Annotated in this window: 16 protein-coding genes; 7 read left to right on the top strand and 9 right to left on the bottom strand. The window is 64.8% G+C overall.

Annotated features, from left to right (window positions below; genetic code table 11):
* Positions 1-38 precede the first annotated feature (38 nt).
* Together JOY90_RS28185 and JOY90_RS28180 are read right to left on the bottom strand one after the other, a co-directional pair.
* The gene (locus JOY90_RS28185; RefSeq protein WP_291694374.1) at positions 39-326 is read right to left on the bottom strand and encodes a type II toxin-antitoxin system ParD family antitoxin; all 288 of its coding nucleotides are present in this window, start codon (positions 324-326) and stop codon (positions 39-41) included.
* Positions 327-1,164: 838 nt separating this feature from the next.
* Positions 1,165-4,905 (bottom strand): AsmA-like C-terminal domain-containing protein, encoded by a 3,741-nt coding sequence (locus JOY90_RS28180; RefSeq protein WP_291694373.1) that lies wholly within the window; start codon positions 4,903-4,905, stop codon positions 1,165-1,167.
* Positions 4,906-5,120: 215 nt separating this feature from the next.
* Between JOY90_RS28180 and JOY90_RS28175 the strand changes: the two genes are divergently transcribed.
* From JOY90_RS28175 to upp, 3 genes are all read left to right on the top strand, one after another.
* Positions 5,121-5,819, top strand: a complete 699-nt coding sequence (locus tag JOY90_RS28175; RefSeq protein WP_291694372.1) for a peroxiredoxin — start codon at positions 5,121-5,123, stop codon at positions 5,817-5,819.
* A gap of 86 nt (positions 5,820-5,905) precedes the next feature.
* Positions 5,906-7,273 (top strand): M23 family metallopeptidase, encoded by a 1,368-nt coding sequence (locus tag JOY90_RS28170; RefSeq protein WP_291694371.1) that lies wholly within the window; start codon positions 5,906-5,908, stop codon positions 7,271-7,273.
* Between the two features lie 67 nt (positions 7,274-7,340).
* The gene (upp, locus tag JOY90_RS28165; protein WP_291694370.1) at positions 7,341-7,976 is read left to right on the top strand and encodes a uracil phosphoribosyltransferase; all 636 of its coding nucleotides are present in this window, start codon (positions 7,341-7,343) and stop codon (positions 7,974-7,976) included.
* Between the two features lie 15 nt (positions 7,977-7,991).
* Here upp and JOY90_RS28160 read toward each other — a convergent pair whose 3' ends face one another.
* From JOY90_RS28160 to JOY90_RS28135, 6 genes are all read right to left on the bottom strand, one after another.
* A complete protein-coding gene (locus tag JOY90_RS28160; RefSeq protein WP_291694369.1) occupies positions 7,992-9,221 on the bottom strand; it encodes an ABC transporter substrate-binding protein in 1,230 nt (409 codons plus the stop codon).
* A 160-nt stretch (positions 9,222-9,381) separates the two neighbouring features.
* Positions 9,382-10,254 (bottom strand): NAD(P)-dependent oxidoreductase, encoded by an 873-nt coding sequence (locus tag JOY90_RS28155; protein ID WP_291694368.1) that lies wholly within the window; start codon positions 10,252-10,254, stop codon positions 9,382-9,384.
* A protein-coding gene (gene prfB / locus JOY90_RS28150; protein WP_291694367.1) for a peptide chain release factor 2 occupies positions 10,254-11,385 on the bottom strand; the annotation gives its coding sequence in 2 pieces (ribosomal slippage) (positions 10,254-11,315 and positions 11,317-11,385; 1,131 coding nt in all). The genes JOY90_RS28155 and prfB overlap by 1 nt, the downstream gene beginning before the upstream one ends.
* A 98-nt stretch (positions 11,386-11,483) precedes the next feature.
* Positions 11,484-13,973: a penicillin-binding protein 1A gene (locus tag JOY90_RS28145; RefSeq protein ID WP_291694366.1), complete on the bottom strand. Its 2,490-nt coding sequence runs from the start codon at positions 13,971-13,973 to the stop codon at positions 11,484-11,486.
* Positions 13,974-14,049: 76 nt separating this feature from the next.
* Positions 14,050-16,557: a penicillin-binding protein 1A gene (locus JOY90_RS28140; protein WP_291694365.1), complete on the bottom strand. Its 2,508-nt coding sequence runs from the start codon at positions 16,555-16,557 to the stop codon at positions 14,050-14,052.
* Between the two features lie 197 nt (positions 16,558-16,754).
* On the bottom strand, positions 16,755-18,074 hold the full coding sequence (locus JOY90_RS28135; protein ID WP_291694364.1) for an N-acetylmuramoyl-L-alanine amidase: 1,320 nt from the start codon (positions 18,072-18,074) through the stop codon (positions 16,755-16,757).
* A gap of 686 nt (positions 18,075-18,760) precedes the next feature.
* Between JOY90_RS28135 and JOY90_RS28130 the strand changes: the two genes are divergently transcribed.
* Positions 18,761-21,841 carry an Rne/Rng family ribonuclease gene (locus JOY90_RS28130; protein ID WP_291694363.1) on the top strand — a complete coding sequence of 1,027 codons (3,081 nt, stop codon included), beginning with the start codon at positions 18,761-18,763 and terminating at the stop codon, positions 21,839-21,841.
* Between the two features lie 64 nt (positions 21,842-21,905).
* On the opposite strand, the gene JOY90_RS28125 is transcribed toward JOY90_RS28130, so the two are convergent.
* Positions 21,906-23,099 (bottom strand): aminotransferase class I/II-fold pyridoxal phosphate-dependent enzyme, encoded by a 1,194-nt coding sequence (locus JOY90_RS28125; protein WP_291694362.1) that lies wholly within the window; start codon positions 23,097-23,099, stop codon positions 21,906-21,908.
* Between the two features lie 124 nt (positions 23,100-23,223).
* Here JOY90_RS28125 and JOY90_RS28120 point away from each other — a divergent pair, with 124 nt between their 5' ends.
* The 3 genes from JOY90_RS28120 to JOY90_RS28110 all read left to right on the top strand — a co-directional run bounded on the left by JOY90_RS28120 (position 23,224) and on the right by JOY90_RS28110 (position 26,596).
* Positions 23,224-24,630 carry a M48 family metalloprotease gene (locus JOY90_RS28120; RefSeq protein ID WP_291694361.1) on the top strand — a complete coding sequence of 469 codons (1,407 nt, stop codon included), beginning with the start codon at positions 23,224-23,226 and terminating at the stop codon, positions 24,628-24,630.
* 128 nt (positions 24,631-24,758) lie between these two features.
* Positions 24,759-25,520 (top strand): DsbA family protein, encoded by a 762-nt coding sequence (locus tag JOY90_RS28115; RefSeq protein WP_291694360.1) that lies wholly within the window; start codon positions 24,759-24,761, stop codon positions 25,518-25,520.
* A 227-nt stretch (positions 25,521-25,747) separates the two neighbouring features.
* Complete coding sequence (locus tag JOY90_RS28110) at positions 25,748-26,596, top strand: DUF1236 domain-containing protein (protein WP_291694359.1); 849 nt, start codon at positions 25,748-25,750, stop codon at positions 26,594-26,596.
* The last annotated feature ends 44 nt before the right edge of the window (positions 26,597-26,640 follow it).

The following is a 26,640-nucleotide window of genomic DNA, read 5'->3' as shown; positions in this document are numbered from 1 at the left end:
TGAGACGAACGCGCCATCCTCGCTCGGCCACGACGGCTCTATTCGGCGGTTCGCGAGATGACCTTCTCCGAGAGGTCATTCAAATAGGTTTGCAGCTCCTCGATATTTCCGAATTCTTTGAAGTCTCCCCGATCCAGCGCCCCGACGCCGGCGCGAGCCGCTGCCCGCAGGGCTTTCAGCTTGCCAACATCCTCCGCCTCGCGTTGCTCCACGAGCCGCAATCCATCGCGCAGCACTTCGCTGGCATTCTGGTAGCGGCCAGACTTGACGAGAGTCTCAAGGAGTTCTTCCTGACGCTCCGTCAGTACGACATTTCTGGTGGGCATTGGCATCGTCCAAGGTTATTCGAAGCCTGTGGCATAATATGCCATACGCATTTGATCGCCTCAACCCGAATGCGGGCGCGTACCCTTGGCAACCGCTGCGGTGATCGTCGCGGTTTCGGCTGCCGCGTCATAAGCGCCACGGTGAAGCAATAGCGCCCATCTTCATCGGCCGTGGTGCGCCTGACGCGAGTCCTGCAACAGGAGGCCGAATCGGTCGAGTGAATCCGGATGTCAGCTCTCGCACAACCCGCGCGGGCCGGAAAACCGACTGCGCCAAAACCGAAATTTGCCTGCGGACTCAAGCCGCTTAGGGCTGTCCAGTCCTCGCCGACAAAATATTTATCTTTCCAAATTTCCGAAATTGGTGTTTTCTCTCGCTATCCCGCCTCCATCGGAGGGGCGTTTCGCGATCGTCACGGACGTGGGAGGCGGGATGCGGTGGACGCCTCAGTGCGCGAGACGAGCGCGCTCGAGGCGGACGGCGAAATCGTGTGGTCCTGGCGCCGCGACGCTGGCGTCAAGTTCGCAAGCGATGATCTTGCGGATGACGGGGACAAGAAAGCCCGCTCCCCGGGGAGATCACGTATAAGCCGTAAACCATCGCGCAGGGAATGCCGGTTGATCCGGCTTTACCTGTGGTGACTGCCGCCTGCGTTCTTGTTGCAGGCGGGCCATGGGTGAGGCCCTCACCCGGCATTCCCTGCGCCCTCCTTCTTTTTCGAGGGCGACGTCGTCGCACAGCTCGGACGAATCCCGTCGCGAGAATACCAACGCACGCCTTCCACTGTTTCAGACGTTGAATCCGAACGCGATGAACCGCCTGCCCGCCCGCCGGTCCCTAATTGTTGTTGTTCGGCTGGAAGTCGACCGGGTTGTTCTGCTTGCCGGTGTTGAATTCCATGATCTTGCGGAACGGGCCGGGCAGGATCGCGGAGATCGGATTGATGCGCAGCACCGGCTGGCCGGGCGAGCCGACGACCTCATAGGTCACGCCGAACAGGCCCTCGTTCTTGTTGCCCATGAACAACCCGACGATTGGAATCTGGTTGAACATGTTGTTCAGCCCGTAGAGCGGAACGATGGTGCCGCTCATCCGCACCTGATTGACGTTGTAGTCGATGCTGCCCTCGATCGTGAGCCCGATGGTCGGTCCCTTCACGACGCCTTCCCGGACCGACAGCAACCCGCTCTGCCGGGTGAATTCGGCGCGCAATGCGGTGAAAGCCACGCCGTTGTCCTGAGCACCCGGCGCGCCGGCGGCGGTGCGATCCAGCGCCGCCTCGCCCTTGACGGAGAAATTGCGGACATTGATCAGGCCCTCCTTGGCGGAGGAATCGCCGCTCGGAGGCTCCATCGCCAGCGAAAGCTGTCCGCCGCTCATCTTGGAATAGGTGTCGGTGAAGCGGAGGAAGGCACCGGCGTCGTCGGTGGCGAGGTCGATCACCTCGCGCCCGCCCTGGACGCGGCTGCGCAACTCCGCACTGAGTGGCGTATCGCGTCCGACCTTGCCGGCGAGGGTGAAAGCCTTGATCTGCCCATTGCGGCGGGACATCTTCAGATCGACGCTGCGGACCGCTTCGCCGTTAAAGCCCGCCACCGCGCCGAGCTTGAGATCGACGTCGAAATCGACGCTCTTCATCTTGTTCCTGCTGTCGGCATCCTTGCTGGAGCCCGAAATCGCGGATTTCAGGAAATTGCGGCCATCGAACACATCGCCGCGCATGGTGACCTTGACCACGCCGTCCTGGTTGCGCTCGGCCCGCAGCGAGGTCTTGTCGCCCTCGGTCGGCGAGTAGGTCGGGAAGCTGGCGTTCAGGAGTTCGCCGTTCTGGTCGACCTCGAGCGATCCCTTGATCGACACGCCGCCGCCTTCGATCGCGACGTCCTCGAAGCGGGTCGACTGGGTTTTCGGCACCACATTGAAGGTCGCCTTGGTGGTCTTGCCGGGGAGCTTGACCCAGCCCGGCAGGATGTTGTCGAGCTTCAGCGCGGTCAGGTCGGCCTCGACGCCCATGCGGCTGTCGTGGTCGCCGTCGCTGATCTTGCCGACCACCTTGACCGGGATCGCGCCGCTGACGGCCGGGCCGAGATCGAGCCCGAGCCGCGCGCGGCTGGCATCATCGAGCGTTGCGGACAACTTGATGTCGGCGTCGCCGTCGGCCGGCTTGCGATAGTCGAGCAAGGCCTGCTGGCCGTTGATCTTCACGTCGCCCTTGGCCTGGTAGCCCTGATTGTTGGCGACAATTCTCAGCGCATTGGCTTCGAGCTTCTGGTTCATCACCAGCTTGTCGGCGGCAAACCCGGTGAGGTCGGCGGTCACGGCATAGCTCGTATCCTGCTTGGTGAGTTCGCCCTTCACCGGCATGGCCATGTTGACGACGGCGGAAACCGTCCCCTTGCTGGCACTCGGATCGATCGGTGTCGACAAGTCGCTGAGGCGATCCGAAGCCAGAATTTCGGCGACGGCCGGCACCGTACCGTCGACCTTCATCTTGATCTTGGCGGCAGGCGGCTTCGGATGCGTGTCGGCGACATCGAAGACGAAATCGGAAAACGTAAGCTTGCGACCGGCCGGCGTATCGGCAATCCCCTGCCCGATCAACACGTTCGCGGTGCGGCCCGTGACGTGCACCTTCAGATCCGCATCGTGCACCGCCGGCAGCCGGTCCACCGGACGCACCGTCACGCCCGTCGCCGCGATGTTGATGGAAAGGCCGTCGTCCGGTATCGGCGGTCCCTTGCGCGGAAGGTCCTTGACCGGCGCGTTGACGGCGATATCCACCCGCTGTACCGCGCCGCGGTCGATCCGCTCGACCACCCATTGGCGCACCTCGGGCTGGACCAGCGCCGGCCAGATCCGCTTCAGGGCGCTGGCCGACATCGGCGTTCCCGCCAGGCCCAGCTTGAGCTGCGGCTCGCCCGAATAGTCGATGCTGCCGGTGCCGGCGACGCCGACATCGCCGTTGCTGATGTCGGCCTGGGTAAGCAGCACCTGCTTGCGATCAGTATCGAAGCGGAAGGCGACATTGATGCGGTTGAAGATCAGCGGAGACTCATTGTCTGCGCCGACGAGCACGATGGTGCCGCCGGAAAAGCCGAGCTGCCAGGCGGCGACGTCGTCATTGGGCGGCTCCAGATGCGCGAGCAGCGTGAACCGGTTGGCGCCGGAAACGATCTTGAAGGGCGCCACCAGCACGCGCCGTCCGGCATCCCACTCCAGGCTGATTTCCGCCGAATCGATCTCCATCGGGTAATCCGGCGTATCGGTGTCGATGACGCTGCCGCGGCCGGCGATGATCTTGCCGCGGAAATAGGTCGGCACTCCGTCGCGACCGAGTTCGCCCTTGAGCTCACCTGTCAATGGCAGGTTGGTGCTGTAGGTCAGGTCCTTGAGCCGCAGCGCCAGCAGGATGTTGCGGGTCGGCACGTTGACCGCGCGGACGTCGACCGCACGGACCCCGTTGGCGGCAGGGCCGACCGTGACCCGAAGCGACCAGGGATTGCCGCCCTCCTCACCCAGGCTCAGCGCGACACCGCCGCTGCTCGGCTTGCGCAGGCTGAGGCTGATGTTGTCGAACGTCCGTTTGTTGCCGCGCTGCTGATCGTCGACGATCAGGTTGCCGTTCTTCAGGCCGATCTCGTTGAGGCTCTGGCCGTCCAGGCCGGTCAGGCTGAGGCTGTCGAGCCAGTCCAGGCCGGCGAGCAGACCGCTGGTCGTCGGGTTGGCCTTCGAGGCAGCAGCGTTGCGGTCACGGCTGTCGCCGGCCGGCGGGGAAAGCGGATTGATCGGCAGCGTCAGCGACCGCTGGTCCGGAGCGGCCGCCGCGGCCGCCGCTCGTTTCGAGGTGACACCGGTCGCCAACGGCTTGTTGGTCTCGCCCGTCGAAACCGTCACATAGCCGTCCGGCGTGATGCGCACCGACAGCTCGGCGTCCACCAGATTGAGGCTCTCGGCCCGCAGCCGACCCATCAACAGCGCGGCTCCGGACAGCCGCACCTCCGCCTTTGGCGCGGTCGCGACAATGGCGCGGTCGTGATCGCGCACCACGATGTCGCGGATGCGCACCGCGATGTGGATGCGTCCGGCCCGCTCGATCTGGGTGCCGCCGACTTCGACAGAGTTGCCGTTGCCGATGCTGTCCTCGATCGCTGCGGCGAGCCAAGGCGTTACCACGTCGAGATTGATCGGTCCGGCACCGAGCCGCCACCAAAGCCCGAAGAATGAGGCGCCGAAGATCACGACCAATGCCGCGATGGCAACCGCCAGCCGCTTCACCCAGCGCTCGCCCGATAGCCATCGCTGCAGCGCGGAGAATCGATCGCCGACGCGATGAAGGCCGGAATCCGACCGCGACAACAGCCGCTGTGCGCGGTGCCCGGCCTCCCGTTCCCAATCCGCGGCGTCCCACTGGGCTGCCGGCGCATCGGCGCGCGGATTGCCTCCCTTCCGGGGAGCTTGTCGGGGGCTTTGGGGCGGGGAGTTCCTTGCCATTGCCTCTCGAAGTCGGCGCTCGTTGGCGGACTGGCTGCGGTTGGGGTCCCGCCCGTCGACCGGTAACGAGCGTTCCTTTGCCGGCATTTCCGCCAATCCCCGATTGGTTCCGTTGCCCGTCATCTGGCGCGAATTGCCCACCTCAACGAGCCAACGGGCGGTGCGTCGGATTGATCGAATTGCTTGTAACCATACTCCGGCGCCGCCAGACTTGCACAGCCGCCGGTCCGGTTCCGGCTCGCCGGACAAAAACCCGCATTATCCCTATGATTGATCTGCGGAAAGCGACGAAAGGAAGGCGTATGTCCAAGAAATCGCGCAAGAAATCCTCCAAGCCTCCGTCCCGCCCCGGCCGTCCTGCAAAGGCGGCGAAGGCGAAAACGGACCGCGCGACCAAAGCCAGATCCGTGGCAAGCGAATCCGGCAGGCGGGCCGCGGCAGCAGGATCGCACGAAGCCGCATCAAAACGGTTAAAATTATCCAAATCCACCCCCAGCTCGACGTCGACCGCCAAGCGTTCCGCTACAGCAAAGCCGGCGGCCCTGCGCGAGGGAGCTGCGGCACCGCAGTTCCGTCTGCCACGCGACGGCGGCGACAACGTCGCACTCTCGGATTTTGCCGGCAAGAAGCTGGTGCTGTTCTTCTATCCCCGGGCTGACACCCCCGGTTGCACACGGGAGGCCATCGACTTCACCCGCCTGGCCGACGCCTTCGCCGAAGCCGGGACCGCGGTTGTCGGCATCTCGGCCGACCCGATCAAGGCTCAGGATGCTTTTCGTGACAAGCACAAGCTCGCGGTGCCGCTGCTCTCGGACGAACAGCATGGCGTGCTCGAGGCCTACGGCGCCTGGGCTGAAAAATCCATGTATGGCAAGACTTTCCTCGGCATCCTTCGCACCACCCTGCTGATCGGCCCCGACGGTCGGATCGCCCGGGTGTGGCGGCGCGTGAAGGTCGACGGCCATGCCGATGAGGTGCTGGCGGCGGCACGGGCGCTCTGATTGTCGAAAAATTAACCATGTGGCGGTCAAATCGCTCCCGCAAAATTAGCCGGACGGAAGCTTTCCCGATCGGCTCGGGAGTGCCGATGTCGTACCGTCCAGGTCAATATTCCGAGTACCCGCAGCATCATCCGCACAATCACGGCCGCGCCTTCATGCGCCGGTCCGCACCACATGCGCCCGTCCCGGCCGCTCAGCCGGCCGCGGCGCAGCCGCAGACCGGCTATACCCTGACCCATGCCGGCAGGCAGGTCCGGGTCGGACCGGTGGTGTTCTGGATCGCCGTGGGCACGGTGACCCTGCTCGGCCTGTGGTCGGCCGCGACCGCGACCTATTTCGCCTTCCGCGACGACGTGCTGACCCGCCTGATCGCCCGTCAGGCCGAAATGCAATATGCCTATGAGGATCGCATCGCCGAGCTGCGCGCCAAGGTCGATCGCACGACCAGTCGCCAGCTGCTCGACCAGGAGCAGTTCGAGCAGAAGCTCGACCAGATCATGCGGCGGCAGACCGTGCTGGAATCCCGGGCAACGGCGCTCGGCACCATTCCCGACGTCACCGGATCGATCAGGCCGCCGTCGCGCAACCCGTCGACGTCGGACATCGGCGCGTCGCCGCCGAAACCTTCGCCGATCAGCGACACCGTGATCTTCGTGGCGCCGCCGGACCGCGAGGCTCGCCTGGAATCGCGTGCGCCGATCAGCAAGAGCCCGCCCTCCAACCAATTCGCCAGGATCCAGGGCGTCGACAACGCGCTTGCGCGGCTGCAGACCTCGCTGGATCAGATCGAGAGCCGGCAGATGGCCGCGCTCAATTCGTATGAGGAGGGCGCCGAATCGCGGCTGCGCCGCATGCGCGGCGTGATCAGCGATCTCGGGCTCGACATGGCACAGCTCGAAGCCGCCGCCCCGCGCGCTGCGATGGGCGGCCCCTTCGTGCCGGTCAAGCTTGCAGCCAATGCCAACCCCTTCGACCGGCAGCTCTACCGAATCAATCTCACCCGCGCCCAGATGGATCGTCTGGGCCGGACGCTTTCGATGGTGCCGTACCGCAAGCCCGTGATCGGCGAGGTCGAATTCACCTCGGGCTTCGGCGTCCGCAGCGATCCGTTCCTCGGCCGCCCGGCGATGCATACCGGGCTCGACTTCCGCGCGCAGAGCGGCGATCCCGTGCGCGCCACCGCCAACGGCAAGGTGGTGTCGGCCGGATGGAGCGGCGGCTATGGCCGCATGGTCGAGATCGACCATGGCAACGGCCTGTCCACCCGCTACGGCCATCTGTCGGAGATCAGCGTCAGGATCGGGGAGACCGTCAAGATCGGCCAGGTGGTCGGCGAAGTCGGCTCGACCGGCCGCTCGACCGGTCCGCATCTCCATTATGAAACGCGGATCGACGGCGAGGCGGTCGATCCGCAGAAGTTCCTGCGCGCCGGGGTGAGGTTGAGCGCCGGCTGATCCGAGGCTGGCATGCGTGCTGCATGGGGCGGTGGTGCAAGCCCGCAAAAGCCGATAAAGCCGGCGCATGACCTCCACCAATCTCCATGTCGTCGATCACCCGCTGGTCCAGCACAAGCTCTCCTTGATGCGCGAGCGCGACCGTTCGACCAAGGGCTTCAGGGAGCTCCTGAACGAGATCGGGATGCTCTTGTGCTACGAGGTGACCCGCGACTTGCCGCTCGAGCTGGTCGACATCGAGACGCCGCTGACGCCGATGAAATCACCCAAGATCGCCGGCAAGAAGCTGACCTTCGCCCCGATCCTGCGCGCCGGCGTCGGTTTCCTCGATGGCATGCTCGCGCTGGTCCCGGCCGCCCGCGTCACCCATATTGGCCTCTATCGCGATCCCGAGACGTTGCAGGCGGTCGAATATTTCTTCAAGGCGCCGCAGGACCTGTCCGACCGCACGGCGATCCTGATGGACCCGATGCTGGCGACCGGAAATTCCGCCTGCGCGGCGGCGTCACTGCTGAAAGCACGCGGCGCCCGCGACATCCGCTTCGTCTGCCTGCTCGCCGCTCCCGAAGGGATCGCGCAATTCCAGGCCGAGCACGCCGATATCCCGATCTGGACCGCCGCGGTGGATGAGCGGCTGAACGATCACGGCTATATCATCCCGGGCCTGGGCGATGCCGGGGACCGCATGTATGGCACGAAGTAGCCGCCCCGCTTCGGCTCAGTGGCCGGCGTCGTGTCCGACTTCGCCACTGATGATCGGACCGAACAGCTCCCAGGATTCGCCGTTGAAGCGCATCAGCTGCATCTGCTCGATCGGAAAGTAGTCGTCCGCCGAGGTGTTGACGGTGATTCCCGGCAGCAGCATGTCGGAAGCGAAGTCGTGCAGATTGGCGGCCTGCTTCATCACGTTCTCGCGCGTGAGATCGTCGCCGCACTGCTTCAGGACCTGGATCAGCGCCTGGGACTGCACATAGGCATAGGCGTTGTTGGCGTTGGCCTTGTCGCCGTCGGGATAGTACTTGTCCATGAACCCGAGCCATTTCTTCATGCCCGCATCGTCCTTCCACACCGGATCGGTCGGATCCTTGATGTAGGCGGTCGAGATGATCCCCTTCGAATATTCGAGGCCGGCCGGCTTCAGGACCGAGGCAATGGTGGTGGCGGTGTTGGCGAGGAAGAATTTCGGCTTCCAGCCGAGCTCGCCGACCTTGCGGATCGCCTGCGCCGAGCCCTTCGGCGCCGCCCAGGAAAAGAAGATGTCGGCGCCGGAATCATGCAGCGCGACGATCTGCGAATCGATCGAGGGATCGCTCACCTCGTAGGACTTTTCGGCGATGATCATGCCGACCTTGTCGCCGAGTCCGTCCTTGAGACCCTTGAACTGGTCCTTGCCGGCATCGTCGTTCTGCCAGAACACGGCGATCTTGCCGTCCGGAAAGTGCTCCAGGATGTATTTGGCGTAGATGCGCCCCTCGCTCTGGTAGTTGGGCTGAAAACCCATGGTCCAGGGAAAGTTCTTGGGATCGCCGAATTTGGTGCCGCCGGAGGCGACGAACAACTGCGGCACCTTCTTGGCGTTCATGTACTTCATGATCGCCGAGTTGGAAGGCGTGCCGAGCGACTGGAAGATGAACAGCACCTCGTCGCTCTCGACCAGCTTGCGCGCCTGCTCGATGGCTTTCGGCGGGCTATAGGCATCGTCGTAGGAGATGAAGTTGATCTTGCGGCCGTTGATGCCGCCCTGCTCGTTGATCATGTTGACATAGGCGGCCTCCGCCTTGCCGATCACGCCATAGGACGAGGCGGGGCCGCTATAGGGCATGATGTTGCCGACCTTGATCTCGGCATCGCTCGCGCCCGGATCGTATTTCTTCTGGGCATTGGCCGCCGTCGCGGTGACTGCGGCCACCGCCGCCGTGACAAAGAGTTTCCTGAGACGCGCGGACATCGTTTCCCTCTCCCGACCAAGCTTGATTTTGCGGCGAGTGTCGCAAGTCGTTCGGAGGCTGGCAAGCGCGCGATTGGCATGCTTATTCCGCAAAGCGAAACGGCGTTGTCAGTATCGGTGAGATGTTGGCAGGATGATTCGTTGGAGAAGCGCGCCTCGCTCACGCCGGCCGCGACACCAGCTCGATCATCCTGGCCTCGTCGTCATCGGGCGCGACGGCCTTGGCACGGTCGTAGGAGGCGACCGCCGCGCGCCCCATGAGCGGCGCCTCGTGCAGCAGCCACTCCGCCAGCGCCACGGCATAGGCAGCATCCTTGTGCCGGAGCGCGGCGGTGAAGGTCGCGCCGGCGAAATCGTGTGCGACCATGCGCCTGGCGTGGCGAAGCACCTGTGGGCTCGCGGTGACGCCCAGCTCGACCGCCTCGAGCACCAGCTTCATGTCGAGGCCGGCCCGCTCCGCCATTGCCAGCCCTTCGGCAAGGCCGGCGATCTGGATCGCGCCCATCAGGTTGTTGATCAGCTTGTAGACTGTACCGGCGCCGACCTCGCCGAAGTGCCGGACGGTCGTCGCCAGCGGATCAAGCAACGGCCGGGCCATTTCGAGATCGGCGGCGTTGGCGCCGACCAGCAGGTTGAGCTTGCCCTGCGCTGCGGCCTCGGGCAATCCGGTCACCGGGCAATCGAGATAGATCAGGCTGCGGGATTGCAATTCGCGGGACAGATGCAGCGCATGATCATATGAGACGGTCGAGCATTCGATCGCGAGCGTTCCGGCCTTCATGGTCGCCGCCGCGCCGTTCGCGCCAAGCCAGACCGCGCGCGAGGCCTCGTCGTCGGCCACCATGGTCACGACCGCGTCGGCATCGATTGCGGCATCCTCGGGCGAGGTCGACCAGCGCGCGCCGCGCGCGATCAAATCCTCCGCCTTGGCCTTGCTCCGGTTCCAGATCGAGAGCGTGAAACCCGCATCGAGATAGCGGCCGGCCATCCCATGACCCATCCGCCCGAGGCCGATGAAGGCAACCCGTGCCATCAATCGACATCCTCGACCGTGCCCGGCTCGGTGCCAAAGGCGCGTTGCGCCAGGGTCGCGGCCATGAACTCGTCGAGGTCGCCATCGAGCACGCCCGAGGTGTCCGAGGTCTGCACGCCCGTGCGCAGGTCCTTCACCATCTGATAGGGCTGCAGCACATAGGAACGAATCTGGTGACCCCAGCCGATATCGGTCTTGGCCGCCTGCTCGGCGGCGGCCTTTTCCTCGCGCTTCTTCAGTTCGACCTCGTAAAGCCGCGCCCGCAGCATGTCCCAGGCTTGCGCGCGATTCTTGTGCTGGGAGCGGCCGGCCTGGCAGACCACCGCGATACCCGTCGGGATATGCGTCAGCCGCACCGCCGATTCGGTCTTGTTGACGTGCTGACCGCCGGCACCGCCCGACCGCATCGTGTCGGTGCGCACGTCCGATTCCTTGATGTCGATCTTGATGCTGTCGTCGATGACGGGAAACACCTGCACGCTGGAGAACGAGGTGTGACGGCGCGCGTTGGAATCGAACGGCGATATCCGCACCAGGCGGTGCACGCCGGCCTCGGTCTTCAGCCAGCCATAGGCATTGTGGCCCGAGATCTGGATGGTGGCCGACTTGATGCCCGCCTCCTCGCCCTGCGACTCCTCGAGATATTCGATCTTGAAGCCGTGATTCTCGGCCCAGCGTGTGTACATGCGCAGCAGCATCTCGGCCCAGTCCTGGCTTTCGGTGCCGCCCGCGCCAGCATGCACTTCGAGATAGGAATCGAACTTGTCGGCCTCGCCGGACAGCAATGCCTCCAGCTCGCGGCGCGCGACGTCCTTCTTCAGGCTCCTGAGCGCCTGCTCGGCCTCCTCGATGACGCCCTGATCGCTCTCGGCTTCGCCGAGCTCGATCATTTCGACATTGTCGTCAAGCTCGCGCTCGACCTTGCCGATGCCAGACAGCGCGTCCTCCAGCGAGGTGCGCTCCTGCATCAGCCGCTGCGCCTTCTGCGGATCGTTCCAGAGATTGGGGTCCTCGGCGAGCTTGTTCAGCTCAGCCAGCCGCGCCGTCGATTTCTCGACGTCAAAGATGCCTCCTCAGCAGCCCGACCGACTGCTTGATCTCTTCTACGAGGCGTTTGATCTCGTCGCGCATGGCTGTTCTCGGGTGCTGGCGAGCCGCAAACCCGCCTGATCTGATTGGTGGATGTAGCGGTGCCGGGCGCAAAGCGCAATCGTCTCATCCGCCGAAACTCAGTACAGCCCACCCGTCCCGGGCCGCATGATCGTGCCGGAATCCGGCACGTCGCCCGGCGGCATCATGCCGCGCCCGTCGGCGTCGGCGACGCCGATGTTGGAGTAGTTGTCCGGCGGCGCCGTACCGGGCTTGAAGGCTTCCCGAATCGCGCCGGGGTCGCCGGGGCTCGCGCGCATGCCGGTCTTGGAGTCGACGAGAACGAGCTTGATGCCGGCGGGAATCTGAAACGGCGTCGGCGGCTTGTCGGCAAGCGCGAGCTTGAAGAAGTCCCGCGCGATGGTTCCGGACAGGCGGCCGCCGGTCGCTTCATTGCCGCGGCCGAGCGAGCGCGGCTTGTCGTAGCCCATGTAGATGCCGACCACGAGATTAGGCGAGAAGCCGACGAACCAGACATCCTTGGCTTCATTGGTGGTGCCGGTCTTGCCGGCGATCGGCTTGCCCACTTCTCTCACCACGATGGCGGTGCCGTGCTGCACCACGTCCTCCATCATCGAGGTGATCTGATAGGCGGTAAGGACGTCCAGCACCTGCTCGCGGCGGTCGACGAGCTGCGGCTCCGTCTGGTTCTTCCAGCCGTCGGACGCATCGCAGCCGCGGCATTCGCGGCTGTCGTGCCTGAAAATGGTGTGGCCATAGCGGTCCTGGATGCGGTCGATCAGAGTCGGCTTCACCCGCCGGCCGCCATTGGCGATCATCGAATAGGCCGTCACCATCCGCATCACCGTGGTTTCGCCGGTGCCCAACGCGTAGGACAGATAGTTCGGCAATTCATCATAGATGCCGAAGCGCCTCGCGTATTCCGAGATCAGGGGCATGCCGATGTCCTGGGCGAGCCGCACCGAAACCGTGTTGAGCGAGTGCTTCAGCGCGTTGCGCAGGGTCGTCGGCCCCTGATACTTGCCGTTGGAGAAGTTTTCCGGCCGCCACACATTGCCTTGTCCCTGGTCGATCTCGATCGGACCGTCGACCATGATCGACGCCGGCGTATAGCCGTTGTCGAGCGCCGTCGAATAGACGATCGGCTTGAAGGTCGAGCCGGGCTGCCGGTAGGCCTGGGTCGCGCGATTGAACTGGCTCTGGTCGAAGGAGAAGCCTCCGACCATCGCCAGCACGCGGCCGGTCTGCGGCTCCATCGCCACCATCGCCCCGGAAACCTCCGGGAGTTGCTCGAGGCGGTACTGGCCCTCGACCGGCTTCCCGTCCTTGAACAGCGGATCGGCGTAGATCACGTCGCCGGGCGAAAGCACCTGCGACACCGCGGTGGGCGCCTTGCCGCGGCCAGCGGGTCTCGCCCATTTGACGCCATCCAGCGTGATCAGGCCGGTCTCGCGCCCCTTGCTCACCGCGCCCCCGAATTGACGCCCGGGCTGAAAGCCGATCCTCGCCGACTGGTCGCTCGATTCGAGCACGACTGCCATCCGCCATGGCGAGACGTCCGACAGCGACTTGACGTCGGCGAGCTTCACGCCCCAGTCGCCGCCCGAGAGATCGAGCTTGCTGATCGCTCCGCGATAGCCCTGCTCCTCGTCATATTTCACGAGGCCAGCCACCATGGTCTTGCGGGCCATCACCTGGATCTTCGGATCGAGCGTAGCGCGTACCGAGAGGCCGCCTTCATAGAGTTTCTTCTCGCCATAACGCTCGAAAATGTCGCGGCGCACCTCCTCGGCGAAATATTCGCCGGCGAAGGTGTGCGCACCATTGTCATGACTGGTGACGGTCAGCGGATCCTTGCGGGCCTTGTCGGCGTCGGCCTGCTTGATCCAGCCATTCTCGAGCAGGCGGTCGACGACGTAGTTGCGGCGCTCGACGGCGCGATCATGGTTGCGCACGGGATTCAACGTCCCCGGCATCTTGGGCAGCGCCGCAAGATAGGCCGCCTCGGCCACCGTGAGCTCGTTCACCGATTTGTCGAAATAGACCAGCGAGGCGGCGGCAATGCCGTAGGCGCCCTGTCCGAGATAGATCTCGTTGAGATAGAGCTCGAGGATCTTGTCCTTGGAATAGGTCCGCTCGAGCCGCATCGCGAGCAGGGCTTCCTTGATCTTGCGGTTGAAGGAGACCTCGTTCGTGAAGAAGAAGTTCTTCGCGACCTGCTGGGTGATGGTGGAAGCGCCCTGCGGGCGCCGGTTGGAGCCGAAATTCTGGATATAGAGCAGCCCGGCACGCGCCATGCCGGAATAGTCGATGCCACCGTGCTGATAGAAATTCTTGTCCTCGGCGGCGAGGAAGGCGTTGATCACGAGCTTTGGCACCGCCTGGATCGGCAGATAGAGCCGCCGCTCCTTGGCATACTCGCCGAGCAGCGAGCCATCGCCAGCATGGATGCGCGTCATCACCGGCGGCTCGTAGTCCTGAAGCTGCGAGTAATCCGGCAAGTCCTTGGAGAAATGCCAGATCATTGCGGCGGCAGTCGCCACGCCGGCGAGAAACAAGACAGTTCCGATGGTGAAGAGGAACCCCAAAAATCGCGCTACCAGGCGCATCGGCAAACTTCCATTCCTGGCGCCGCTCGCGCGGCGCTTCTTCCTGACATGACCTGATGTTCTCGAAGAAGGAGGCCTAGTAAAGGCCGCCCGTGCCCGGCCGCATGATATTGCCCGCGCCCGGCACCTCGCCTCCCGGCGGCATGATGCCGCGGCCATCGGCATCGGCCACGCCGATAACGGAATAGTTATCCGGCGGCGCCGTGCCCGGCTTGAAGGCTTCCAGGATCACGTTGCCGCTATCGCCAAGACCGGCGCGCATGCCGGACTTGGAATCGACCCGGACCAGCTTGATGCCGGCCGGGATCTTGAAGGGCGTCGGCGGCTTGTCGGCGAGCGCAAGCTTGAGGAAGTCGCGCGCGATCGGCGCGGCGAGATGGCCGCCGGTCGCCGCATTGCCGCGCCCGAGCGGCCGCGGCTTGTCGTAGCCCATATAGATGCCGACCACGAGATCGGGCGAGAAGCCGATAAACCAGGCGTCCTTGGCCTCGTTGGTGGTGCCGGTCTTGCCGGCGATCGGCTTGCCGACCTCGCGGACCACCATGGCCGTGCCATGCTGCACCACGCCCTCCAGCATCGAGGTGATCTGGTAGGCGGTCATGGTGTCGAGCACCTGCTCGCGGCGGTCGACGAGCTGTGGCTCGGGTTGGCTCTTCCAGCCGGCGGGCGCGTCGCAGCCGCGGCATTCACGCGCATCATGCTTGAAGATGGTGTGGCCGTAGCGATCCTGGATGCGGTCGATCAGCGTCGGCTTCACCCGCCGGCCGCCATTGGCGATCATCGAATAGGCCGTCACCATCCGCATCACGGTGGACTCGCCGGCGCCAAGCGCGTAGGATAGGTAGTTCGGCAATTCGTCATAGACTCCGAAACGCCGCGCGTATTCGGAAATCAACGGCATGCCGATGTCCTGCGCCAACCGCACCGTCACCGTGTTCAGTGAGAGCTTCAGCGCGTTGCGCAGCGTCGTCGGCCCCTGATACTTGCCGTTCGAGAAATTCTCCGGCCGCCAGACGCCACCTCCCTGCCCCTGGTCGATCTCGATCGGCGCGTCGACCACCTGGGTCGACGGCGTATAGCCGTTGTCGAGCGCAGCCGAATAGACGATCGGCTTGAAAGACGAGCCAGGCTGCCGGTAGGCCTGGGTCGCACGGTTGAACTGGCTCTGATCGAAAGAAAAGCCGCCGACCATCGCGAGCACGCGGCCGGTCCAGGGGTCCATGGCGACCATTGCGCCGGAAACCTCCGGGAGTTGCTCCAGGCGATATTGGCCTTCGACCGGATTGCCATCCTTGAACAGCGGATCGACATAGATCACGTCGCCGGGCGAAAGCACCTGGGTGAGCGCGCTCGGCGTCTTGCCGCGGAGCGCACCGGAGGCAGACCGCGCCCACCTCACGCCGTCGAGCGTGATCAAGCCGGTCTCGCGCTCCTTGCTGACCGCCCCACCAAACTCGCGGCTCGGCTGAAAGCCGATCCGCGCGGACTGTTCGCTCGTCTCCAGCACTACCGCCAGCCGCCATGGCGAGACGTCCGACAACGACTTGATATCGGCGAGCTTCACGCCCCAATCGCCGCCCGAGAGATCGAGCTTGCTGATCGCTCCGCGATAGCCCTGCTCCTCATCGTATTTCACGAGGCCGGCCACCATCGCCTTGCGCGCCATCACCTGCACCTTCGGATCGAGCGTAGCGCGCACCGAGAGACCGCCTTCATAGAGCTTCTTCTCGCCATAGCGCTCGAAGATGTCGCGGCGCACCTCCTCGGCGAAATATTCGCCGGCGAAGATGTGCGCACCGTTGTTGTGGCTGGTGACGGTCAGCGGATCCTTGCGGGCCTTGTCGGCATCGGCCTGCTTGATCCAGCCATTCTCGAGCAGGCGATCGACGACGTAGTTGCGCCGCTCGACCGCCCGGTCGTGGTTGCGCACGGGGTGCAGGGTCGCCGGCATCTTGGGCAGGGCCGCGAGATAGGCCGCCTCGGCCACCGTGAGCTCGTTCACCGATTTGTCGAAATAGACCAGCGACGCGGCCGCGATGCCGTAAGCGCCGAGACCGAGATAGATCTCGTTGAGATAGAGCTCGAGGATCTTGTCTTTCGAATAGGCCCGCTCGATCCGCATCGCGAGCAGGGCTTCCTTGATCTTGCGGGTGAACGATACCTCGTTGGTCAGCAGAAAGTTCTTCGCGACCTGCTGGGTGATGGTGGAAGCGCCCTGCGGACGGCGGTTGGAACCATAATTCTCCGCATAGACCAGCGCGGCCCGCGCCATGCCGGAATAGTCGATGCCGCCATGCTCGTAGAAGTTCTTGTCCTCGGCGGCGAGGAAGGCGTTGATCACGAGCTTCGGCACCGCCTGGATCGGCAGATAGAGTCGCCGCTCCTTGGCATACTCGGCCAGTAGCGAACCATCGGCGGCATGGATGCGCGTCATCACCGGCGGCTCGTAGTCCTGAAGCTGGGAGTAATCCGGCAAGTCCTTGGAGAAATGCCAGATCAATCCTGCCGTTGCGGCCACTCCGACCAGGAACACAATCGTTCCGGCGGCGAACAGGAACCCAAAAAAACGCACCACAAAGCGCATTGTCTCTGATCCGTTCCTCGCGCCGCTCGCGGGCGCCTCGGTTTTGGCAGGTCAGGCTTTTCGCGGACGCACAATAAGCCGGCCAAGACACTGTACAACACATTGGCCGCGGTTGCGATTTCGTCGATTTCGGGACGCGCCCCTCGGGCGTTTATAGGGCCTCCGCTGTGGCCAAACTAGGGCTTCGTGCCTCCTCGTCAGTTCCCGGCTGCGGCCTTGGCCACTCGTTTGGCGAGAAAGACGTCGATGGCCTTGCCCATCGATTCGACGGCTTTTGCCCGCCATGCATCCGAGGCCATGTTGTCCAGATCCGCCTTGTTCGAGACATAGCCGATCTCAACGAGGACCGATGGAACATCGGCGTTCTTGAGAACCTTGAAGCCCGCCGATTTCAGCGGATGCTTGTGCAGGCGGACGGTACTCTTGAATTCCCCCATCAAGAGATGGGCGAAGCGGTTTGAAAACGTGCGCGTTTCGCGCTGAGCCAAGTCGATCAGGATGTCGGCGACATCGGTCGGTGCGTCGGTCAGGTTGAGCCCGCCGATGGCATCCGCCCGGTTTTCCGTCTCGGCCAGCCGTTCCGCCTCGGCGTCGGATGCCTTGTCGGAGAGCGTATAGATCGTCGCCCCCTGGGCCTCACCCTCGCCTTTCGGCAAAGCGTCGGCGTGAATCGAGACGAAGAGTGCTGCCTTTTGGCTGCGCGCCACCGCCACTCGGTCGGCGAGCGTGATGAAGGTATCGTCGCTACGGGTCATGACGACCCGGTACTTGCCTGCCTTTTCCAGCCGGTCGCGCAAGGCCAGCGCAAAATCCAGCACCAGGGACTTCTCGATGAGATCGCCGCCGGATTGGGTGCCGTTGTCCACACCGCCGTGTCCGGGATCGATCACGACCACCGGGCGCGTATCAGGCGGGGTCGGCTTTGCCGTCGGAGGCGGGACGGCAACGATGGTCTGGGGAACGGAGACGGCGGGCGCCGCGGTTCCGGTGGCGCCCGGGGCCGCAGTCTGGGGCTGAGCCGGTCCCTGCGGCGCGAGCGATCGCGAGAAGGTGGAGTTGTCGACTTGCTCGAGATCGAGAACCAGTCGAGCCGGCTGACCATTCGCCGAATCGAGCCCGTAGGAATTGGCGATCCGGGCCGGCCCTGTCAGATCGAACACGATTCGCGATCCTCCTGGCATCACCATTCCATAGCGGAACGCCTTGATGAGGCCACGGCCGTTGGTGCCCGCTCCGGCGGGGAGTTGAAAACTGACCTGCGGCAGATCCAGGACGACCCGGTAGGGGTCGTCCAGCATGAAGGCCCGGAATGGAACCGTCTTGTCCAGGTCGAGAATGAAGCGGGTCTGCTTGGTGTCCCCGGCGACCCTCGCGTCGGAAGCCACGGGGAAACTTGCCAGGGCCTGCGGCGACCGGGTTTCCGCCGCCAGGGTTCCTGCACCCGTCGCGCACACCAGTGCTGCGGCGCACAATAGCGCATATCCCGGCCAAACATAGCGATTTGCGTGGCTCGCCAAACGACTTCGGGCCTCCCAGCAGGCTTCTAGCGCATTAGAGCGACATGATTAATGGTTATTTAAAGGGCACCGGCGAATGGCACTGTTACCCTGAGGCGACGCTTCGAGACGCTTCCCTTGCGGAGCCGGCCTAATCCACGTATGTAATGGGCGCTGACGGCTAATACTCCCGGTTGTGTCGCGTTCAGCCTCCCGGTGCAGCGGTGGAAGCTCCAATCTCCAAAGGAAGCTCCCAGCGTTTTTCCGTCCCTCCCCGAGCCAGCGCAGCGCGCGGTCCCCGGAGGGCGGTTCCTGAGCCCGAGCGGCATCCGGTCCCCGGCCACCAAGTTTTCCGGGACGGTTTGAAACGGCATGGCCCCTACCCCCCGCGGGTCTGGGTGCGCATGCTTCGACGCGACCTCGCGGTCAGCAAGATATGAGGCGGCATCTCGTGCCGCCGGACGTCCAGACGGGCCGACGCTTGATGCGCCAAACTGTGTTGCCGACCAGAACTTGCGGAAGAGCCGCGCCGATGCGGAGCGATTGCCCCGCCCGTCGCCTGATCCCGCGGGAAGATCGTTCGGTCGGGCGCTCCCCATTGTATTTCGGCCTTCCCCTCACCCCCGAATCAGGTGGACCGTCGCGTCAGCCGCCCGCGCGCCCAGCGCTCGCGGCCATACGCCTTCGCCGCCTTTATGAGTTTAAAAATGCCCAACAAAATGTTGATCGATGCCACCCACCCGGAAGAGACCCGGGTCGTCGTGGTCCGCGGCAATCGCGTCGAGGAATTTGATTTCGAGACCGCCCAACGCAAGCAACTGCGGGGGAACATCTATCTCGCGAAGGTCACGCGGGTGGAGCCTTCGCTGCAGGCCGCCTTCATCGAATATGGCGGCAACCGCCACGGCTTCCTCGCCTTCAGCGAAATTCATCCGGATTACTATCAGATCCCCGTCGCCGACCGTCAGGCCCTGATCGAGGCCGACGAGCGCGCCCACCGCGAGGCCGAGGAGGAGGACGAGAACAGATCGGGACGCCGACGCTCACGCCATCGCAATTCGCGCCGCCGCAACAGCGGCGAACGTGTCCAGAGCGGCGTCGTCGGAACCGGGCAGACGCCCGAAACGGGCGTGTATGCCGATCAGGAACATCCGCATGATGGCGAGCATCCCGCTGAACCGGAACAGCATGAGCAGCCCTTCGCCGAGCATCAGGACCACGAGGGTCATGAGCACGAGCCCGCGCATGATGATCTGGACGATCATGATCACCATGATGATGCGGCACATGAACACCACGAAGACCATTCCGAGTCGGTCGTCGAGGCCCAGCCAGCGGACACCTATGTCGAGGCGCCGGTAACGGCGGTTGTCGCGGCCTCGCCCGCGGCGCAGTCGGCGGAGCCTGTCGGGACCGACCCCGCTCCAGACGAGCAGCCGGCCGAGGAAGACGTGCAGGCGAACATCGCGCCCGCCGCCGAGGCTGCGACCGCCGAGCACGTCTATGAAGAGCATGCGACCTCGCCGCTCGAGGAGCACCCGGCCGAATCGTCTCTGGCACCGCAGGCCGACGAACCTCACGAAGACGAGGACGGCGAGGATGAGGCCGAGGAGGAACTGGTCGAATCCGTCGGCGGCGAGGATGTGCTCGAGGAAGTTCCGGAACGTCCGTTCCGGCCCCGCCGCCAGTACAAGATCCAGGAAGTCATCAAGCGTCGGCAGGTGATGCTGGTGCAGGTGGTCAAGGAGGAACGCGGCAACAAGGGCGCGGCATTGACGACCTATCTGTCGCTGGCCGGCCGTTACGCCGTGCTGATGCCCAACACCGCCCGCGGCGGCGGCATCAGTCGCAAGATCACCTCGGCACAGGATCGCTCGCGGCTCAAGGAAGTGGTGCAGGAGCTCGACGTGCCCGAGGGCATGGGCATCATCCTGCGCACCGCGGGCGCCGCCCGTACCAAGCCGGAAATCAAGCGCGACTTCGAATACCTGATCCGGATGTGGGAAACCGTCCGCGACATGACGCTGAAGTCGCAGGCGCCGACGCTGGTCTACGAGGAGGGCTCGCTGATCAAGCGCTCGCTGCGCGACCTCTACAACAAGGAGATCGACGAGATCCTGGTCGCCGGTGAATCCGGCTATCGCGAAGCCCACGACTTCATGAAGATGCTGATGCCCTCCAATGTGGGCGTGGTGAAGCAGTATCGCGGTGGCCAGCCGCTGTTCTCGCGGATGGGCGTCGAAAGCCAGCTCGACGCGATGTTCTCGCCGACCGTGCAGTTGCGCTCCGGCGGCTACCTCGTCATCAACCAGACCGAGGCGCTGGTGTCGATCGACGTCAATTCGGGCCGCGCCACCCGCGAGCACCATATCGAGGATACCGCCCTCAAGACCAATCTCGAGGCGGCCGAGGAAGTCGCCCGCCAGCTCCGGCTGCGAGACCTTGCCGGGTTGATCGTCATCGACTTCATCGACATGGACGAGAAGCGCAACAACCGCGCCGTCGAGCGCAAGCTCTCCGACTGCCTGCGGCAGGATCGCGCCCGCATCCAGGTCGGCCGCATCTCGCATTTCGGCCTCTTGGAAATGTCGCGCCAGCGCATCCGTGCCAGCGTGCTGGAAAGCTCGACCGAGCCCTGCCCGCAATGCGGCGGCACCGGCCACGTGCGTTCGGTGTCCTCGGTGGCCCTGCAATTGCTGCGTGGCCTCGAAGAGGTGCTGATGAAGGGGGCGACCCACAATCTCGTGGTCCGCACCCGTACCGACGTCGCGCTCTACGTGCTCAACCACAAGCGCGGCCACCTGCGCGACCTCGAGAGCGGCTTCAAGGTGACGCTTGCGGTGATCGCCGATGCGACCGTGAGCGGCCAGCAATCGTTCATCATCGACCGCGGCGAGCAGGTGCACACGCTGGAGGCCGCCAAGGCGCTGCTCGTCGCACAAGCGGCCGCAGCGCCGCCGCCCACCGCGGAAACGGCTGATGACGAGGAGCCGCTCGACGCCGAGTTCGAGTCGGACGTGGAAACGGAGGAGACCGAAGGCCGCGCCGATGAGGCCCGGGCGGCCGAGGCCGGCGAGAACGAGCAGGAAGGACCCCGGCGCCGCCGGCGTCGCCGCCGCCGCGGGCGTAGCAGCGATGGGCGCGAGGCGGGCACACTCCAGGATGATCAGGAGGTCGCTCATGTGGAGGCTGCAGCCATCGCACCGGCCCAAGGCGAAGAGAGCGACTCCGAGGAGGAGGAAGGCGAGGATCCGGCCCGCGCCGACCAAGCCGGCGGAGGCGAAAAGCGGCCGCGTCGTCGCGGACGCCGCGGCGGCCGACGACGGCGCGGTGCCGACATGGAAGAAGGCGTTGCCGGCTCCATCGCCGATGAATTGTCCCCACCGTCGGACTCGGAAGCTGAGGGGGCGGTCGCCGACTTCGAAGGCGACTCGGTTGCCCCGACCTTGCCCGAGGTCCAGCCGGAATCCATCGCACCGGCCCATGAGCCGCAACTTGCCCAGCCCCCTGCGCCCGAGCCGGACGTGGTGAGCCCGGCGGCCGAGCCGACCGCGGGCGAGCCAGCGCGACAGGAGAATGAGAAGGCGCCGCCGCGCCGCTCCACCGTGCGTGAGAAGGTGACATTCCTGGCCGAGGGCCAATCCGACACCCCGGGAACGAGTGTCAGCCCGCCCACGCCGACATCGGAGCTGGAGGCACCCCTGCCGGCCTCGGAGGCGGAGGCAGACGGCGAAGCGCCGCCGCGACGGGCCGGATGGTGGTCGCGCCGTTTCGGCGGCAATCAATAGCGCGAATTGATCAATGACCGCCCGGCCCGTCCGGGCGGTTTCTTTTCGGCGTCATGACGATCGCTTATCGCCGCCGAAGCCAGCGCGCGATGCGTGCGACCGCTTCACGCATGTCCTCCGCCGAGCGTGCGTAGGAGAAGCGGACGAAATTCCTGCCGTGGAACGGATCGAAGTCGACACCAGGGGTCGCCGCGACATGGGCCTCATCCAGCATCGTCCTGGCAAATGCGAAACTGTCTGACGTGAAGTCCGATACGTCGGCATAGAGGTAGAAGGCGCCATCGGCGGGGAGGAACTTGGTCAGGCCCGCTTGCGGCAGCCCTTCGATCAGGATGCGGCGGTTCTCCAGATAGCCGGCCTTGACGGCCTCCATCTCGTCGCGGCCCTCGAAGGCGGCTTCGGCGGCGATCTGCGAAAGCGTAGGAACGGAGATCGCGAGATTCTGTTGCAGGCGCTCGATCGGGCGGACCAACGGCTCCGGCACCACCATCCAGCCGACCCGCCAACCGGTCATGCAGAAATATTTGGAAAATGAGTTGATCACGAGCGCCCGCTCGGAAAGCTCCGCCGCCGTGACCGCCGGAAAGGCATAGTCCAGGCCGTGATAGATTTCGTCGGAAATGAAGCGGATGCCGGCGTCCTGCGCGGCGGCCATCAGGGCGGTCAGCGCCTCCCGCGATATCATGGTGCCGGTCGGATTGGCCGGGCTGCCGACCAGGACGCCCTTGAGCGGCGTGCGCCGATGGGCTTCGAGCAGGGCCTCGCCGGTCAGGGCATGCCGGGTTTCGCTCGTGGTCTCGATCAGCACGGGCTCGCAGCCGAGCGCGGTCAGGATATGGCGATACGGCGGATAGCCGGGCACGGTGACCGCGACGCGGTCGCCGGACTCGAACATCGCCAGGAATGCCAGGATGAAGGCGCCCGAGGAGCCCGTGGTGACCACGATTCGCTCGGGATCGAGCGGACAGCCATAGGCGTCGCGATAGTGACGAGCGATCCGGGCGCGCAGCGATGGGATGCCAAGCGCTGAGGTGTAGTCGATGCGCCCGCTTCCAAGCGCGGCCCGGGCTGCGGCGATCGCCGATTGCGGCGCCGGTGCTGCAGGCTGCCCGACCTCCATGTGGATGACATGGCCGCCGGCCGCCTCGATTCGCTCGGCTGCCGCCATCACGTCCATCACCATGAACGGTGGAACCTCGCTGCGGCGGGACGCCGTCAGAAGCTGCGCCGCCCGGTTCCTCAAAGTCGCATCAAGCATCGATTTCTGCTATCCCATCCAGGCTCCGGACGACGGCCCGCAAAATGCCCCAGACTGGCCGCAATCCGTGGCTTGTTAGGGATTAGCCCGTATCCCGCCCGCAGCCAATCGCCAAAGAACCCTCATGTTGCTCCGCTTCGCGCTCCGCAAGTCGATATCGGGCCTGACCGCGCTCGCCGTTGCAATCTCGCTCGCTTGCGCGCCGGTCACGCCCGCGCTCGCCCAGCAGGGCAAAGGTCCGCCCGTCCTGCGCGATACCGAGACCGAGCAGCTCCTGCGCGAATATACCCGCCCGATCCTGCGGGCCGCGGGGCTCGAGAAGCAGAACATCCAGATGACGATCATCAACGATTCGTCGTTCAACGCCTTCGTTGCCGATGGTCACCGCATCTTCGTGAACTATGGCGCGATCCTGCAATCGGAGACCCCGAACCAGCTCATCGGCGTGCTCGCGCACGAAACCGGGCACCTGGCCGGCGGCCACCTCGCCAAACTTCGCGAGGAATTGTCGCGGGCGCAGACCCAGATGATCATCGCCATGCTGCTCGGTGCTGGCGCCGTCGTGGCCGGCGCCAGAGGTGGCGGCACCAACGGTCTCGCCGATGCCGGCGCCGCCGCCATCGCAGGCCCGCAGGAGATGATCCGCCGTTCGTTGCTGTCCTATCAGCGCCAGCAGGAAGAGAATGCCGACCGCGCCGGCGTGAAATTCCTGACCGCAACCGGGCAGTCCGCCAAGGGCATGTACGATACCTTCAAGCGCTTCACCGACGAGAGCCTGTTTGCCGCACGCGGCGCCGACCCCTATCTGCAGTCGCATCCGATGCCCGCCGACCGCGTCGCGGCGCTGGAGGAGATCGCACGTCAAAGTCCCTATTGGGACAAGAAGGACGAGCCTGCGTTGCAGATGCGCCACGACATGGTCAGGGCGAAGATTTCCGCCTTCATGGAACGGCAGGACACCGTCTACCGCCGCTATCCGCTGTCGAATACCGGCCTGCCGGCGCGCTATGCCCGCGCCATTTCGACCTATCTGCACGGCGACCTCAATAACGCGCTGGCCCAGATCGACGGTCTGATCCAGGCCCAGCCGGCCAACCCCTATTTCTACGAGTTGCGCGGCCAGGCGCTGCTGGAAGGCGGCAAGCCCGCGGAGGCGATCGCGCCGTTGCACAAGGCTTTGCAGCTCTCCAATAATGCCGCCCTCATCGAGATGTTACTGGGGCAAGCCCTCGTGGCGACCGACAACAAGGCCTATACTGACGAGGCGATCAGCATCCTGCGTGCCGCCGTGGCGCGTGAGAGCGAGGCGCCGCTTGGCTATTCCCAGCTCGCCATGGCCTACGGCCGCAAAGGCAACTATGCGGAAGCCGATCTCGCGTCGGCGCAGGCTGCCTACCTGCGCGGCGACAACAAGACCGCCCGTGAGCTCGCTTCGCGTGCGAAGACCCGCTTTGCGGTGGGCACGCCTGGATGGGTGAAGGCCGACGACATCGTCAGCGCCAAGCCGTTGCCGGGCCAGAAGAGCAATTGACGGCGGTAAGCCGCGTTCGGCTGGTAACTTCGCCGCTTTCGGAATAAAGCCACTAATCGGGACTAGACTACGTCGAGTAGTCTCGGGACCGGGACCTTCGGAACCGGCTTCACAACAAGGATTTGCCAATGCGTGTACTCCGCCTGCTCGCCCCCGCCCTGCTCGCATCTGCCCTGTGCGGCGCGCCATATGCGGCTTCCGCGCAGAGTTTCTCCGACGGCCAACGCGGCGACATCGAGACCATCGTCCACAATTACCTCGTCGCGCATCCGGAGGTGCTCGAGGAGGCGATGAACGAACTGAGCAAGCGCCAGGCCGCGGCCGAGGAAAAGAAGCACGAAGAATCGGTCGCCAAGAATGCCGACACGATCTTCAACTCGCCACGCGGCGTCGTGCTCGGCAACAAGGGCGGCGACGTCACCTTCGTCGAGTTCTTCGACTACAATTGCGGCTACTGCAAGCGCGCGATGTCCGACATGCTCAATCTGATGAAGAGCGACTCCAAGCTGAAGGTCGTGCTGAAGGAATTCCCGGTGCTCAGCGAAGGCTCGGTCGAGGCCGCGAAGGTCGCGGTCGCCGTGCGCATGCAGGACCCCTCGAAATATCTCGACTTTCACACCAAGCTGCTGGGCGGCCGCGGCCCGGCCGACAAGGCGCGCGCGCTGGCGGCGGCTAAGGAGGCCGGCCTCGACACCGCGCGGATCGAGAAGGATCTCGCAAGCCCCGAAGTCCAGGGCACGATCGAAGAGAACTTCAAACTCGCCGAGGACATGGGCATGAATGGCACGCCGAGCTACGTGATCGGCAAGCAGATCGTCGTCGGCGCCGTCGGGCTCGATGGCCTGAAGGAGAAGATCGGACTGGCGCGCTGCGGCAAGGCTACCTGCTGAACTGAGCTCGTTCGGCGGCTGACGCTAATCCGGCTGGGGCCTTCCAGCCGGATTTCTTTTTGCTCCAGGCGGCGCGGCCAGCCGCTCCGCCTCGTTCCGGTGCGCGTGCACACGCCATTCATCCAGCATTCACAAGCGATGGTGATGGAACCGCAAGTGACGCGGAACATCTGCTGTCTCTTCTCGTTGTCGGCGCGGGCAATGCCAACACGTGAGGAGAACAACAGATGACGAATCGTTTCATGGTCTCGGTCGCCGCGCTCGCGCTGGTCGCCGGTGCCGGAGTAGCCAATGCGCAGCAGGGCGGCACGCACCAGCAGGGTGGCGCCGCGATGCAACAGGGCGCGCCTGCCGGTGGCGCCGCCGCGCCGTCGGGCCGCGAGGCGGCCGAGCCGAAATCCGCCGAAACCAAGGGCGGGCCGTCCGAGGCGAAGTCGTCGCAATCCGAGCAGGCTGCGCCGAAGGGCCAGCGCGCCGAGGAAGGCGCCCCGGGCCAGAAGTCCAAGAACATGAGCTCCGAGAACGAGAGCAAGAGCGGCAACATGAAGGCCGAGACCCGCGAGGGCCAGAAGGGCAACATGAAGGCCGAGGGTCGCGAAGGCCGCGACAACAACAACATGAAGGCTGAAGGCCGGGAGACCCGCGACAACAACATGAAGGCCGAAGGCCGTGAAAGCCGCGACAACATGAAGGCCGAAGGCCGTGAAGGCCGCGACAATATGAAGGCTGAAGGCCGCGAGGGCCGCGACAACAACAACCTGAAGGCCGAGGGTCGCGAAGGTGGACGGTCTCAGACCACGACGGGTATGGCCGCCTCCGGCGCCAAGCTCTCGACCGAGCAGCGCACCAAGATCACGACCGTGATCCGCAACGAGCACGTGGCTCCGGTCACCAACGTGAACTTCTCGGTGTCGGTCGGCACCCGCGTGCCGCGCGACGTGCAATACCGCCCGCTCCCCACCGAGGTCGTGACGATCTATCCGGAGTGGCGCGGCTATGACTTCATCCTGGTCCGCGACCAGATCGTCGTGATCGATCCCGCGACGTTCGAGATCGTGGCGATCCTCGAATCCTGATCTTCGAGCGAGCTTTGAGTTGAGGGGGCGGGCCTCGGGTCCGC

Source organism: Bradyrhizobium sp., assembly GCF_019242285.1.
In the GTDB taxonomy this organism is placed as follows: Bacteria; Pseudomonadota; Alphaproteobacteria; order Rhizobiales; family Xanthobacteraceae; genus Bradyrhizobium.
Note: the sequence above shows the minus strand (reverse complement) of the source record. Positions and strands in the feature narration are given on the sequence as shown.

Excerpts from the sequence above, each read along its gene's own strand:
- JOY90_RS28130 (WP_291694363.1), top strand. The coding sequence starts at position 18,761 with ATGCCCAACAAAATGTTGATCGATGCCACCCACCCGGAAGAGACCCGG.
- upp (WP_291694370.1), top strand. The coding sequence starts at position 7,341 with ATGACCTCCACCAATCTCCATGTCGTCGATCACCCGCTGGTCCAGCAC.
- JOY90_RS28175 (WP_291694372.1), top strand. The coding sequence starts at position 5,121 with ATGTCCAAGAAATCGCGCAAGAAATCCTCCAAGCCTCCGTCCCGCCCC.
- JOY90_RS28125 (WP_291694362.1), bottom strand. The coding sequence starts at position 23,099 with ATGCTTGATGCGACTTTGAGGAACCGGGCGGCGCAGCTTCTGACGGCG.
- JOY90_RS28115 (WP_291694360.1), top strand. The coding sequence starts at position 24,759 with ATGCGTGTACTCCGCCTGCTCGCCCCCGCCCTGCTCGCATCTGCCCTG.
- JOY90_RS28170 (WP_291694371.1), top strand. The coding sequence starts at position 5,906 with ATGTCGTACCGTCCAGGTCAATATTCCGAGTACCCGCAGCATCATCCG.
- JOY90_RS28160 (WP_291694369.1), bottom strand. The coding sequence starts at position 9,221 with ATGTCCGCGCGTCTCAGGAAACTCTTTGTCACGGCGGCGGTGGCCGCA.
- JOY90_RS28145 (WP_291694366.1), bottom strand. The coding sequence starts at position 13,973 with ATGCGCCTGGTAGCGCGATTTTTGGGGTTCCTCTTCACCATCGGAACT.
- JOY90_RS28110 (WP_291694359.1), top strand. The coding sequence starts at position 25,748 with ATGACGAATCGTTTCATGGTCTCGGTCGCCGCGCTCGCGCTGGTCGCC.
- JOY90_RS28140 (WP_291694365.1), bottom strand. The coding sequence starts at position 16,557 with ATGCGCTTTGTGGTGCGTTTTTTTGGGTTCCTGTTCGCCGCCGGAACG.
- JOY90_RS28180 (WP_291694373.1), bottom strand. The coding sequence starts at position 4,905 with ATGCCGGCAAAGGAACGCTCGTTACCGGTCGACGGGCGGGACCCCAAC.
- JOY90_RS28185 (WP_291694374.1), bottom strand. The coding sequence starts at position 326 with ATGCCCACCAGAAATGTCGTACTGACGGAGCGTCAGGAAGAACTCCTT.
- JOY90_RS28120 (WP_291694361.1), top strand. The coding sequence starts at position 23,224 with ATGTTGCTCCGCTTCGCGCTCCGCAAGTCGATATCGGGCCTGACCGCG.
- JOY90_RS28155 (WP_291694368.1), bottom strand. The coding sequence starts at position 10,254 with ATGGCACGGGTTGCCTTCATCGGCCTCGGGCGGATGGGTCATGGGATG.